We start from the raw sequence: 12,991 nt of genomic DNA, 5'->3' as shown, positions 1-12,991 counted from the left end.
GTGTGCGGAGGGATCGCGCTGCGGATCGGTACGGCGGATACGGCGGGTTGTCCAGCGCTCGCATGTGCCGAGGCCCGACGGCGCGCGAAGCGAAGCGGCCGGGCGACAGGCAAGGGTGGCGGCGGGACAACCGTCGCCCGGAAGATACAACGAACAGGAACTTGATGCAGCGATGCCGGTGCGGACCGGCTCGCGAATCATGCTCGCGGGCCGGTCGCGGCAAGGCTCAGCGCGTTGTCAGCAGCGCCGCTTTCTGCGGCTGGCGTACCGCCGGCTGCGCGGTCGCAGCGTGCTCGATGATGCCGCCGCCCAGGCAGACGTCGCCATCGTAGAGCACGGCCGATTGCCCCGGTGTGACAGCCCATTGGGCGTCGGCGAAATGGAGGGAGAAGAGAGCGTTCTTGCTGTTGCCGCCTTCGGCGGCGCCGAACGTGCACGCCGCATCGGCCTGGCGATAGCGTGTCTTCGCCGCGCACGCGTGGCCTTCGTCGGGCGCGTGGCCCGCGACCCAGCTCGTGTTGCCCGCCGTCAGCGTGTGGCTCAGCAGCCACGGATGGTCGTGGCCTTGCGCGACGTACAGCGTGTTCGACGGAATGTCCTTGCCCGCGACGAACCACGGCTCGCCGCTGCCGTCCTTGCTGCCGCCGAGGCCAATGCCCTTGCGTTGTCCGAACGTGTAGAACGCGAGGCCGATGTGCTCGCCGACCGTCTTGCCTTCCGTGGTTTTCATCGGGCCCGGTTTGGTCGGCAGATAGCGGTTCAGGAAGTCGCGAAACGGCCGCTCGCCGATGAAGCAGATGCCCGTCGAATCCTTTTTCTTTGCGTTCGGCAGACCGATCTGCTCGGCGATTTCGCGGACCTTCGTCTTCGGAATCTCGCCGAGCGGAAACAGCGTTTTCGACAGTTGCGCCTGGTTGAGCCGATGCAGGAAGTACGACTGGTCCTTCGTGTGATCCTTCGCCTTCAGCAGTTCGAAACGGCCGTCGATTTCACGCACGCGCGCATAGTGGCCCGTCGCGATGGTTTCCGCGCCGAGCGACATCGCGTGATCGAGGAACGCCTTGAACTTGATTTCGGCGTTGCATAGCACGTCGGGGTTCGGCGTGCGGCCGGCCGAGTATTCGCGCAGGAATTCGGCGAACACGCGGTCCTTGTATTCGGCGGCGAAATTGACGGCCTCGACGTCGATGCCGATCAGATCCGCGACCGATACGACATCGATCCAGTCCTGACGCGTCGAACAGTATTCGCTGTCGTCATCGTCTTCCCAGTTCTTCATGAACAGGCCGACGACGTCGTAACCCTGTTCCTTCAGCAGCCATGCCGTGACCGACGAATCGACGCCGCCCGACATGCCTACCACCACTTTCTGTTTGCTCATTGGATCTGCCTGACTGCTCTTTCCTTGTGCCGAAGCACGCGTTCTATCGGGAGGGCCCGACTGAATGCGTTTGCACGAAGTCGAGCGGGAAACGCCGGCCTGCGAGGTAGTCGTCGACACATTGCATCACGAGCGGCGTGCGATGCCGCTCGGGGCACGCGCGCAGTTCGTCGGCGCTCATCCACACCGTGCGGACGATGTCGGGATCGAGCGCGCGGCCCTCGGCGGGCGAGCCTTCCGTCGAGCCGCAATACGTGAAGCGCAGGTACGTGACGCCATCGGCGGGGCCGTCCACGGTGTCTGGCCGGCTGAAGTGCGTCATGTACACGCCGACGAGCGCCTCGGGCGCGAACGCATGCGCCGTTTCTTCGAGCGTTTCGCGGATGACGGCTTGCGTCAGCGTTTCGCCTGCTTCCAGATGTCCGGCTGGCTGGTTGAGGCGCAGCCCGGCGGGCGTGTGCTCTTCGACCAGCAGAAAGCGCCCGTCGCATTCGACGACGGCCGCCACCGTCACATGCGGGGCCCAGGTTTCCGGTTTCATGGGACGGCATTTTACCGTTTATGGGCCGGGCTTGCCGGTGCACGGAGGATGGCGCGCTGCGCGCCTAGCACATGTCGGTAAAAAAAGCACGAAGGATCGCGTTCCTGAATACCGGGATCGCTACGGATTTCGATCCGTCACCTGACTTCGGTTAAAGTTGCAGCGTTGGCTGAAGCCCCAGCCGTGCGTTGCCGTTGCACTTGCCTTATTGCATTGCCGGCGTTGCCCCTCGTCGGCGATTCCAGATTTTCATAACAGAGGATGGTCGAGGAGGTTTAACGATGCACATCGGAGTGCCAGCCGAGACGCGGCCGTATGAAACACGCGTCGCCGCGACGCCCGAGACGGTCAAGAAGTACGTGTCGCAGGGTCACAGAGTCACCGTACAGATCGGCGCCGGAGCGGGAGCCAGTTATCTGGACGATGCCTATTCAGCAGCAGGGGCGGAACTCGTCGATGCGCCGACAGCGTTCGGCGCGGAGATCGTTCTCAAGGTCCAGACGCCCACCGATTCAGAACTACCGCTTCTTAAACGCGGCGCGGTGCTGATCGGAATGCTCGAGCCTTTTAATACGGAGAATTCATCAAAGCTTGCAGCAGCGGGCATCACTGCCTTCTCGCTGGAAGCCGCGCCGCGCACGACGCGCGCGCAAAGTCTCGACGTATTGTCGTCTCAAGCCAACATCGCGGGCTACAAGGCGGTGCTGCTCGCCGCCGACCTTTACCCGCGCTTCATGCCGATGCTGATGACGGCCGCCGGCACGGTAAAGGCCGCGCGCGTGCTGATTCTGGGCGCGGGCGTCGCGGGCCTGCAGGCGATTGCGACCGCGAAGCGCCTGGGCGCCGTGATCGAAGCGTCGGATGTGCGGCCCGCCGTGAAGGAGCAGATCGAGTCGCTTGGCGCGAAATTCCTCGACGTGCCTTATGAAACCGCCGAGGAACGCGAAGCGGCCGAAGGTGTCGGCGGCTACGCGCGGCCGATGCCGCCTTCGTGGCTCACGCGCCAGTCGGCGCTCGTCCACGAGCGCGCGAAGCAGGCCGACGTCATCATCTCGACCGCGCTGATTCCGGGCCGTCCCGCGCCGACGCTGCTTTCCGTCGAAACCGTGCAGGCGATGAAGCCGGGCTCCGTGCTGATCGACCTCGCGGCCGGACGCGGCGCCGAGTACGAAGGCAACCGCGGCGGCAACTGTCCGCTGACGGAAGCCGACAAGGTCGTCGTCAAGCACGGCGTGACGATCGCGGGCTATACGAATCTCGCGTCGATGGTCGCGTCGGATGCCTCCGCACTGTACGCGCGCAATCTGCTCGACTTCATGAAGCTGATCGTCACGAAGGAAGGCGCGCTCAATATCGATCTCGCGGACGACATCGTCGCGGCCACGCTGCTGGCACGCGACGGCGAAGTCACGCGCAAGGCATAAGGGAAGAGGAGACGGGAGATGGAAGTCATCAACCATACCGTGATCAACCTGATCATATTCGTGCTGGCGATCTACGTCGGCTACCACGTCGTGTGGAACGTGACACCGGCGCTGCACACGCCGCTGATGGCCGTAACGAACGCGATTTCGGCGATCGTCATCGTCGGCGCGATGCTTGCGGCGGGCCTGACGGTCGGCGGCGCGGGCAAGTTCTTCGGCACGATCGCCGTGGCGCTCGCCGCCGTCAACGTGTTCGGCGGGTTCCTCGTCACACGGCGGATGCTGGAGATGTTCAAGAAGAAGGAGCCGAAGAAGATCGCGGCTCCCGGTGGTTCGAAGGAGGGTGCGTAAATGAGCATGAACGTCGTTACGCTCCTTTATCTGATCGCCTCGGTCTGCTTCATCCAGGCGCTCAAGGGGCTGTCGAATCCGAAGAGCGCGCGCGCCGGCAACGTGTTCGGCATGGTCGGCATGGCGATCGCGATCCTGACAACCGTCGCGCTGATCGCGAAGCAGGCTGCCGTGCTCGGTTCGAATCTGTCGCTTGGATTGGCGCTTGTGTTCGTTGCGCTGGTGGTGGGCGGCGGGATCGGCGCGTTCGTCGCCGCGCGCGTCGAGATGACGAAGATGCCGGAACTGGTCGCGGCGATGCACTCGCTGATCGGTATGGCAGCCGTGTGTATCGCGTATGCGGTGGTGTCGGAGCCGGCCGCGTTCGGCCTCGGCGCCGAGGAAGGCATTCCCGGCTTCCTGCCGTACGGCAACCGGATCGAACTGTTCATCGGCACGTTCGTCGGCGCGATTACCTTTAGCGGCTCGGTGATCGCGTTCGGCAAGCTGTCGGGCAAGTACAAGTTCCGGCTCTTCCAGGGCGCGCCCGTCGTCTATGCGGGCCAGCATCTGATCAACCTGCTGCTCGCGCTCGCGATGATCGGCTTCGGCGTGATCTTCTTCCTCACGCAATCCTGGCTGCCGTTCATCATCATGACGCTGATCGCGTTCGCGCTGGGCGTGCTGATCATCATCCCGATCGGCGGCGCGGACATGCCCGTGGTCGTGTCGATGCTGAACTCGTACTCGGGCTGGGCGGCGGCGGGCATCGGCTTCTCGCTGAACAACGCGATGCTGATTATCGCCGGTTCGCTGGTCGGCTCGTCCGGCGCGATCCTGTCGTACATCATGTGCAAGGCGATGAACCGCTCGTTCTTCAACGTGATTCTCGGCGGCTTCGGTGCCGAGCCGGGCGCGGCAGCGGCGGGCGGCTCGACGGAGCAGAAGCCGGTGAAGTCGGGCTCGGCGGAAGATGCGTCGTTCATGCTCGGCAATGCCGAGACCGTCGTGATCGTGCCGGGCTATGGTCTCGCCGTCGCGCGCGCTCAACACGCGCTGAAGGAACTGACCGACAAGCTCGTCGAAAAGGGCATCGACGTGAAGTACGCGATTCACCCTGTCGCGGGCCGCATGCCCGGTCACATGAACGTGCTGCTGGCGGAAGCCGAAGTGCCGTATGAAATCGTCCACGAGATGGAGGACATCAACGGTGAGTTCGGCCAGGTCGACGTGGTGCTGGTGCTCGGCGCGAACGACGTGGTGAACCCGGCCGCGAAGAACGATCCGAAGTCGCCGATCGCGGGCATGCCGATCATCGAGGCGTACAAGGCGCGCACGGTGATCGTCAACAAGCGTTCGATGGCGGCGGGTTACGCCGGTCTCGACAACGATCTCTTCTACATGGACAAGACGATGATGGTCTTCGGCGATGCGAAGAAGGTGATCGAAGACATGGTGAAATCCGTCGATTGATGAAGTACGCAGCGGGGCGCTTTCAAAGGCGCCTCGCGCGCTTCATCGGGTGTCGAGATCGAGCGTCACGACAATTCGCTCAGCGCGGCTTCACGCCGATGCTGCGCATGAAATCCGCGAGCCGTCTTCCCGCTACATCGGGAAACGGCTCGTGTACTTTCAGGTCGTCGATATTCGCGAGCGCGAAGTGTCGAAAGTCTCCGCGCAGCTCGCACCACGCGCCGAGCGTGAAGCGCGCGCCCCAGTACGCGAGCGCGAGCGGCCACACGCGCCGCTGCGTCGCGGCGCCGTTCTTGTCCTGATACGCGAAGCTGACCACGTGCCGCGTGTCGATCGCGCGATGCAGCGTATCGACGATCGCGGAGACATTCCCGTCGATATGAAACGACGGCGCGAAGAACGCGAGGCGGTCGATGGCCGCGCGCTTGTCGGCGGGCATCGCCGACGCGATCTTCGCGAGTGCGCCGCGTGCGCCCGCCGCCATGCTTTCGCCGCCCCATGATTCGAGCATCCGCGCGCCGGCGGCGAGCGCCGTGAGTTCGTCGGCCGTGAAGGTGAGCGGCGGCAGGCTCGCGCTGCGGCTCAGCCGATAGCCGATGCCCGGCTCTCCTTCGATTGGCACCCCCGACAGTTGCAGGTCCTGCACGTCGCGATAGACGGTGCGCAGCGACACGTGCAGCCAGTCCGCCAGTTGCTGCGCGGTGGTCAGACGCCGGCCGCGCAGCAGCTCGGCGATCTGGAACAGGCGGTCGGCGCGACGCGTCATCGTGGGTGTCTCGCGGAAATAGACGGGGAATCTCCCGCGATGATAGCGCCGCACGACGCGCTCCTGTCGACCGGAATGGGCGCGCTTAGGCGCCTGCTTCCGTCCAACGCAAGATGATGGCGGTCACGTCTGCCGACGCGTTACTCGTTGGTCTTCGAGTGAAGGCCGACGCGGTTGCCTTCCGTATCGGTGAAAAAGCCGATCCAGCCGATGTCGTGCGGCAACTGCACGGCTGGCCCTTCAACCTTGCCGCCTGCGCGCTTCACGCGTTCGAGCGTCGCGTTGACGGTCGGGCGCGCGTTCAGGTAGACGAGCGAGCCCGTCGACGACGGTTCCATGGTCGGGCTCTGGACGATGCAGCCGCCCGTCGACGGCTCGTCGTAACTGAAGACGGCCATCGGCATGCCGAAGTCTTCGCGGCGCAGCGTCGTATCGAGCGCGGCCTCGTAGAAACGGACGGCGCGCTCGAAGTTGACGGACGGGATCTCGAACCAGGCGATGGCGCGGTTGGGTTGTGCTGACATGACGTTCTCCTGTGGATGTGTCGCCGGATGGCGCAGGAGAAGTGTGCGGGCGGGCTGCTGACACCGTTCTGTCAGTAGCGTTGAGTCTCGTTGACCGACGCCGCGAGCGCAGGCGATAAAAAAGCGGGCATTGCGCCCGCTTTCACTTTCACTCAATGAGCCACCGAAACAAGCCGCCGAAGCGGAAAAACCGCTTACGCCTTCGGCTCGTCGGCAGCCGGCCGCTGCCTCACGCTTCCGGCGATCAGATCGAAGCGGAACAGCCGGCATTCGAGCGCGCCGTTATACAGCGGCGTTTTCGCCGACTCGCGCAGGCGCAGTTGCCCCGGCAGCTTGCGATCCGACGTCAGCACGAACGCGTGCCAGCCGGTGAAGCGCTTCTTGAGCGCATCGCCGAACGACTGGAAGAACTCGGCGATATCGCCCGCATCCGCTTCCGCGCGCCGGAAGCCGCCTTCTTCACGTCCCGTATTACGTATCTCGCCGCGCGGGCCGCGCCCGCGCACCTCGATCCGCTCGCCATACGGCGGGTTCGCGACGAGAATGCCGGCGTCGCTGGCAGGCGGCGTCATGTTGCGCGCGTCGAGCTGCTTGAGCGGCAGCGCGGGAAAACCAGCGCGCTCGAAATTCGCGCGCGCCTTCTCCAGCATGTTGTCGGAGATGTCGCTGCCGAAGATCAGCAGATTTCCGCGGCCCGCGCGCGCCGCGCGCTTCGCGTCTTGCGCGGCGACCTTCAGCGCTTGCCACGCCGATACGTCGTACTGCCTGAACTTCTCGAACCCGAACCGGCGATCGACGCCCGGCGCGATGTGCAGCGCGACTTGCGCGGCTTCCGCGAGGAACGTCCCGCTGCCGCACATCGGGTCGTACAGCGGCGTGCCCGGCGTCCAGCCAGTCAGGCGCAGAATGCCCGCCGCGAGATTTTCGCGCAGCGGCGCCGCGCCCTTGTCGAGGCGCCAGCCGCGCTTGAAGAGCGGCTCGCCGGAAGTATCGAGATACAGCGTGCAGTCGGTTGCCGTCACGAACGCGAATACACGCACGTCGGGCGAACCCGTATCGATGCTCGGACGCGCGCCCGTCTTGTCGCGCAGACGGTCGCAAATCGCGTCCTTCACGCGCAGCGTCGCGAATTCGAGGCTGCGCAGCGGCGACTTGATTGCGGTGACGTCGACGCGCAGCGTTTCGTTCGCCGAGAACCATTGTTCCCAGTGCTGTTCGAGCGCGAGCGCATAGATGTCCTGCTCGTTGCGATACGGACGATGCGCGATTTTCAGCAGCACACGGCTCGCGATGCGCGAATGCAGATTGGCGGCCATGCCGGCTGCCCAGCCGCCCTTGAAGTGCACGCCGCCGGGCACCTGCTCGCCGGCGGTGAACGGCGCGCCGTTCAGATGACGCGAGGCGATCTCGGCGAGTTCGGCGGCAAGCGCGGCTTCGAGGCCGCGCGGGCAGGGGATGAAAAATTCGAAGGACATGGAGGTTGCCGCAAGGCGTGGGTCAAGGCGACATTGTACGCGGTCGCCTCGCTGTGCCTCGGGGTTGGATCGCGCGTGGGCGCTTGCGTGCGCGCACGTCTCGTCGCGCGCGTGAGCCTGTTTAGCCCTTTGATCCCGCGTTCGACCCAGCGGTGTTCGGCGCGGAAGGTCCGGAAGGCGCGGAAGGCACCGCTGAAGCGCCAGCCGGCCCGGCCGCCGACGCCGGACACATCACGCTCGCGCCGCGCGCCGGCGTCGCCGCGAGATTGCGCACGGCGGCCGCGATTTCCGTCGAGATCTGCTGGACCGCACGCCGATGGCCTTCGGCGAGCGCGTCATAGCCGCCGGACACCGGCTCGCCGACCACGCTGCGGCACGTCAGCACCGCCTGTGTGCGCACCGCGCGCACGCTCCATACGGCGTCGATCAGCGCGTGCGAGCCGGGCCACGACTCGAAGCGCTGCACGTTCACGCTGATGCGGTACACGGGCACGCGATCGGGATACGGCGTGCCGTACACGTCGATCGTGCCCAGTTGCTGCGTCAGCGTGCCGGACAGCGCGCGGCGGATCTCGTCGCCGGGCAGCGACGCCCAGCGCTCCTGTTCGAGCACCTGCACCTGGGTCGGGCCCGTCTGCACGACGAGCTGGTTTTTCGCCACTTGCGACGGCACGTCGACGGGCGGCACTTCGATCAGGAACGCAGGGTTGCTCGCGGTGCGCGCGGCATCCGGCGACGCGTCGCCGGCGGAGAGCGTATAGAAGCGGCTCGCCGGCGACGAGCACGCGGCAAGCGCCGCAAGCAGCATGGCGGACGCCGCCAGCGCGGCAACGCGCATCGTTCGGGGGACGCGGGCAAACGTCATGGCTTGTCTCCTGATTTACCGCGCAGCAGCGATTCGGGATGGCGTTCGAGATAGTCGGACAGCGCGTTCAGCGATTGCAGCGTGCGCGTCAGCTCCTGCAGCGCCTGATGCACGTCGGATTGCATCGGCGAGTCCTGCTGCAGCGTCGCTTCCGCCGAGCCGAACGTCTGCTTCGCGGCCGTGAGCGTGTCGCGCGCCTGCGGCACGACTTCCTTGTCGAGCCGCGTGAAGAGCTGATCGGCGTGCTTCAGCGCGGTGTTCAGGTTGTTGCCGATCTGGTCGAACGGCACCTGATCGAGCTTCTTCGCGATGTCGGCGACCTGCAGTTGCAGTTCGTCGAGCGTGTTCGGAATCGTCGGCAGCTCGATCGGATCGCGCGAAACGTCGATGGTCGCGGCGGGCGCTTTCGGGAACAGGTCGAGTGCGATGTACAACTGACCCGTCAGCAGGTTGCCCGTGCGCAGCTGGCCGCGCAGGCCGTGCTTGACGAGCGCCTGCAGCATCTTGTGGCTCGCTTCCGTGCCCGTGTCGGGCACGGGCTGGCCCTTGGTGCGGCGGCGCAGGCGGTCGGGATACAGGTCCAACGTGACGGGCATCGTGAAGTTCTTCGTCTGCGGATCGTATTCGACGCCGATGTTCGTCACCTGGCCGAGCACGATGCCGCGGAAATCGACGGCCGCGCCGAGCGACAGCCCGCGCAGCGACTGGTTGAAGTTCATCACGACGCGCACGGGCTCGCCGTCGGGCTCGCGCATCGCATCCCCTTCATCCGAGCCGAGGCGGAACGTCATGTTGTTCGGCGCCTGTGCGCCGACGGCCTGGCCCGGCGGCGACTGGAACGCGAGGCCGCCGACGATCACCGTCGCGAGCGACTGCGTGTTCAGCTTGAAGCCGCTCGAATCGAGCCGCACATCGACGCCGCTCGCGTGCCACCAGCGCGAGTTCGTGCCGACGTACTGATCGAACGGCGCGCTCACGAACACCTGCACGGTCACGCCCGTGCCGTCCTTGTCGAGCGAGAAGCCCGTCACCTGGCCGACCTGCACGCGCCGGTAGAACACGGGCGAGCCGATGTCGATCGAGCCGAGCGATTCGCCGCGCAATGTGAACTGGCGGCCTTTCTGGTCGACGGTGACGGCGGGCGGCGATTCGAGGCCGACGAACTGCGTCTGCGTTTCCGTCGCGCGGCCGCCGTCCACGCCGATATACGCGCCCGACAGCAGCGTGCCGAGCCCCGACACGCCGCTCGCGCCGATGCGCGGACGCACGACCCAGAAGCGGCTGTCCTTCACCGCGAAGTCTTCGGCTTCCTTCGTCAGCTGGACCTCGACGTTGACGCGCGAATGGTTCTTCGCAAGCCTGATCGACTTCACGAAGCCGATATCGACGTCCTTGTACTTGACCTTCGTCTTGCCGGGCTCGAGCCCTTCCGCGCTGATGAAGGTGATCGTGATGGTCGGCCCCTTTTCCAGCACCGACTTCACCACGAGTCCGACGCCGATCAGCGCCGCGATCAGCGGAATCACCCAGACGACGGAAGGCAGCCAGCCGCGTTTCGTGACGATCTCGGGTTCAGGGACGGGCGGCTCGTTGCGCGGCTCGCCGCCCGGTGGCGTCGGCTCTTGAGGGCTATTCATGTGGTGGGTCCTGAAGTATTGCGGTTCGCGCGGGCTGCGTCGCCTGTGCGTCTGTCCACGTCGTCCCAGATGAGGCGTGGATCGAACTGCATCGACGCAATCATCGTGAGGATCACGACCGAGCCGAATGCAAGCGCGCCCGGCCCCGCCGTGATGACGGCGAGCGACTTGAAGCGCACGAGCGCGACCGTCAGCGTGATGACGAAGATGTCGAGCATCGACCAGCGGCCGATGCGCTCGACGATCCGGTAGAGCTTCGTGCGCTCCTGCGGACGCCATGTCGAATGGCGTTGCGCGGTGATGGTCAGAAGCGCGAGCACCGTGAGCTTGAGCATCGGCACGAGAATGCTCGCGACGAACACGATGACGGCGAGCGGCCAGTCACCCGACGTCCAGAAATAGACGACGCCGCTCATGATGGTGTCGTCCTCCGCGCCGAGCAGCGATGACGTATGCATGACGGGCAGCAGGTTCGCGGGAATGTAGAGCACGGCGGCCGCGATCAGGAGCGCCCAGGTGCGCATCAGGCTGTCGGGATTGCGCCGGTGCAGGAGCGCGCCGCAGCGCGTGCAGCGTTGCGGCTCTTTCGAGCGCACGCGCGGCTGCACGCGCGAGCATGCGTGACAGGCGACGAGACCGGCGCGCGAGGCCGTCGTGTATTTCATCGGCCGGTCATCCCTGATGCGGCGCGGCTGTGCCATCGACGCCCGGTTCGCCTGCGTCGCGTCCGGCCGGATCGGCATCGCCGTCGTCCGCTTCGTCTTCGCGCGCGTGGCGCTCGCGCCGCGCCTGCAGCACGCCGAGACCTTCGGCGACGTCCCACAGCGTGCGCGGATCGAAGGTGACGACCACGACGAACATCAGCGTGAGCGCGCCGAACGCGAACATCGCCGCCTCGGGGATCACGCGCGCGAGACTCACCATTTTCACGATCGTCACGAGCACGCCGAGCATGAACACTTCGATCATGCCCCACGGACGCACGAACTGGATCGCGCGCAGCACCTGGTTGAAACCGGGCGGCACGATGCCGGCGCGAATGGGGATCAGCAGATAGAGCAGCGCCGTCAGTTCGGTGAGCGGGAAAAGGAACGTCGAGCAGAACACCATCACCGCGACGATCTGCATGTCTTCGTTCCACAGCGCGACGATGGCGCCGATCAGGCTGGTCTGCGACGTGATGCCGTTGGTTTCCAGCTCAACGATCGGAAAGCCCTGCGCGATCAGAAACGTGATGAGCGCGGCCATCGTCATCGCGGTGATGCCCTCCAGCCGTCCCGACGCGCTCCCATACAGAATCGCGCCGCATCGCGGGCAGCGCGCCGTCCGCCTGCGTCCGAGGCGGGGTTTCTGGAGCAGCGCGTCGCATTCGTGGCAGGCAATCAGATGGTCATGTTCCATGCAGGCGATCGGAAAACAGGAAGCGATGTGTCGTCGTGTCTGTGGTTGGACCTTACAGCCGGTTACGGCGCGACGCGCTGCATGCGGCGTGCAAGGGCATGCGGGAGGGCGCGCGGCGCGGCTTGGGGGCAATAGTATCAAAGCTCGCCGGGATGACGTCCGTCGGTGTGCGCTGACGGATGCCCGGTGAATGGACTGACGTTCGTCGGCTTCCCGCGGGCCTGGTCCGACAGATGCTGCGCCCGCGGGTTCAAACCCCGACAGCAAATTTCGCGCCGCGTGCAAAGCCGCCAGCCAGCCGATGCGGCTTGCGGTACGATTAGCGCCGCGAGCCGTTGGAGCCGTTGGTGCGCCGGGATTGGGCGCGGCGGAATAACGGCATCGACTGCGTCGTTTAACTTACAGGTTGGCGTCGGTTCTGTCATGGCACACACTTCTTCGCTTCGTTCGTTCTCCGCACGGGCTTCGTCGTACACGTCGACGGCCATTGCACTGCATTGGCTGATCGCGCTGCTGATCGTCGGCGGCTTTGCACTCGGCTGGGTGATGACGGACATCCCCGGCTTCACGCCGACCAAGCTCAAGTACTTCTCGTGGCACAAATGGATCGGCGTGACCGTGTTCGCGCTCGTCGTGCTGCGCCTTCTCTGGCGCGCGACGCATGCCGTGCCGCCGATGCCCGCGCATATGGCCGCATGGCAGCGCGGCATCGCGCATCTCACGCATTTCCTGATGTATGTGCTGATGGTCGCGATTCCCGTGTCGGGCTATCTGTTCAGCTCGGCGGCGAACGTGCCCGTCGTCTATCTCGGGCTCGTGCCGCTGCCGCGTCTGATCGCCCCCGATCCGCACCTCAAGGAAGTGCTGAAGTCGGTCCACATCGTGCTCAATTACACGCTTCTCGGGCTGGTCGTGCTGCACATGCTGGCGGCCATCAAACATCAATGGCTCGATCGCGACGGTCTGCTGTCGCGGATGATCCCTTTCCTCAAATAAGGAAATGGAATGGACGCCTCCCCCCGCAAGGGCTGACAGTAGGTGCAGATTGGGGAGTAACCAGGATGAAGGGGGGTTCTCACAGCCGACGGCATCAGATGTGCCAAAGTGGAAGTAGCGAAACAAACCACTTGAGGAAGGAGAACCCCGAATGAAGCTTACCGCAGTCGGTGTTGAT

At 65.3% G+C, this 12,991-nt stretch carries 13 protein-coding genes; 4 read left to right on the top strand and 9 right to left on the bottom strand.

All coding sequences use genetic code 11. The features are described 5' to 3' along the window. Positions 1 to 226: 226 nt before the first annotated feature. Together mnmA and VSR68_RS34355 are read right to left on the bottom strand one after the other, a co-directional pair. Positions 227 to 1,381 carry a tRNA 2-thiouridine(34) synthase MnmA gene (gene mnmA, locus VSR68_RS34360; protein WP_342944034.1) on the bottom strand — a complete coding sequence of 385 codons (1,155 nt, stop codon included), beginning with the start codon at positions 1,379 to 1,381 and terminating at the stop codon, positions 227 to 229. A gap of 43 nt (positions 1,382 to 1,424) precedes the next feature. Next, a complete protein-coding gene (locus VSR68_RS34355) occupies positions 1,425 to 1,922 on the bottom strand; it encodes an NUDIX hydrolase (RefSeq protein WP_342944033.1) in 498 nt (165 codons plus the stop codon). Between the two features lie 281 nt (positions 1,923 to 2,203). Here VSR68_RS34355 and VSR68_RS34350 point away from each other — a divergent pair, with 281 nt between their 5' ends. From VSR68_RS34350 to VSR68_RS34340, 3 genes are read left to right on the top strand one after another with little or no spacing between them, the layout of a single operon-like run. Next, a complete protein-coding gene (locus VSR68_RS34350) occupies positions 2,204 to 3,346 on the top strand; it encodes a Re/Si-specific NAD(P)(+) transhydrogenase subunit alpha (protein ID WP_342944032.1) in 1,143 nt (380 codons plus the stop codon). Between the two features lie 18 nt (positions 3,347 to 3,364). Then, on the top strand, positions 3,365 to 3,697 hold the full coding sequence (locus tag VSR68_RS34345) for an NAD(P) transhydrogenase subunit alpha (protein ID WP_090868596.1): 333 nt from the start codon (positions 3,365 to 3,367) through the stop codon (positions 3,695 to 3,697). Continuing rightward, positions 3,698 to 5,149: an NAD(P)(+) transhydrogenase (Re/Si-specific) subunit beta gene (locus tag VSR68_RS34340; RefSeq protein ID WP_342944031.1), complete on the top strand. Its 1,452-nt coding sequence runs from the start codon at positions 3,698 to 3,700 to the stop codon at positions 5,147 to 5,149. A gap of 79 nt (positions 5,150 to 5,228) precedes the next feature. On the opposite strand, the gene VSR68_RS34335 is transcribed toward VSR68_RS34340, so the two are convergent. The 7 genes from VSR68_RS34335 to VSR68_RS34305 form a co-directional block, all read right to left on the bottom strand. Continuing rightward, positions 5,229 to 5,969, bottom strand: coding sequence for a helix-turn-helix transcriptional regulator (locus VSR68_RS34335; RefSeq protein WP_428983660.1), 741 nt, complete (start codon positions 5,967 to 5,969; stop codon positions 5,229 to 5,231). An 86-nt stretch (positions 5,970 to 6,055) separates the two neighbouring features. Beyond that, complete coding sequence (locus VSR68_RS34330) at positions 6,056 to 6,439, bottom strand: VOC family protein (protein ID WP_342944030.1); 384 nt, start codon at positions 6,437 to 6,439, stop codon at positions 6,056 to 6,058. Between the two features lie 194 nt (positions 6,440 to 6,633). Next, positions 6,634 to 7,914: a class I SAM-dependent RNA methyltransferase gene (locus VSR68_RS34325; RefSeq protein ID WP_342944029.1), complete on the bottom strand. Its 1,281-nt coding sequence runs from the start codon at positions 7,912 to 7,914 to the stop codon at positions 6,634 to 6,636. A 121-nt stretch (positions 7,915 to 8,035) separates the two neighbouring features. After that, a complete protein-coding gene (locus VSR68_RS34320) occupies positions 8,036 to 8,779 on the bottom strand; it encodes a PqiC family protein (RefSeq protein ID WP_342944028.1) in 744 nt (247 codons plus the stop codon). Further along, positions 8,776 to 10,416, bottom strand: a complete 1,641-nt coding sequence (locus tag VSR68_RS34315) for an intermembrane transport protein PqiB (RefSeq protein WP_342944027.1) — start codon at positions 10,414 to 10,416, stop codon at positions 8,776 to 8,778. The genes VSR68_RS34320 and VSR68_RS34315 overlap by 4 nt, the downstream gene beginning before the upstream one ends. After that, on the bottom strand, positions 10,413 to 11,081 hold the full coding sequence (locus VSR68_RS34310; RefSeq protein WP_342944026.1) for a paraquat-inducible protein A: 669 nt from the start codon (positions 11,079 to 11,081) through the stop codon (positions 10,413 to 10,415). The genes VSR68_RS34315 and VSR68_RS34310 overlap by 4 nt, the downstream gene beginning before the upstream one ends. Positions 11,082 to 11,088: 7 nt before the next feature. Further along, the gene (locus VSR68_RS34305; RefSeq protein ID WP_342944025.1) at positions 11,089 to 11,817 is read right to left on the bottom strand and encodes a paraquat-inducible protein A; all 729 of its coding nucleotides are present in this window, start codon (positions 11,815 to 11,817) and stop codon (positions 11,089 to 11,091) included. A gap of 423 nt (positions 11,818 to 12,240) precedes the next feature. On the opposite strand from VSR68_RS34305, the gene VSR68_RS34300 reads away from it, so the two are divergent. Then, a complete protein-coding gene (locus VSR68_RS34300; RefSeq protein ID WP_342944024.1) occupies positions 12,241 to 12,813 on the top strand; it encodes a cytochrome b in 573 nt (190 codons plus the stop codon). Positions 12,814 to 12,991 lie beyond the last annotated feature (178 nt).

It is taken from the genome of Paraburkholderia phymatum (genome assembly GCF_038900715.1).
Taxonomy (GTDB): domain Bacteria; phylum Pseudomonadota; class Gammaproteobacteria; order Burkholderiales; family Burkholderiaceae; genus Paraburkholderia; species Paraburkholderia phymatum_A.
Note: the sequence above shows the minus strand (reverse complement) of the source record. Positions and strands in the feature narration are given on the sequence as shown.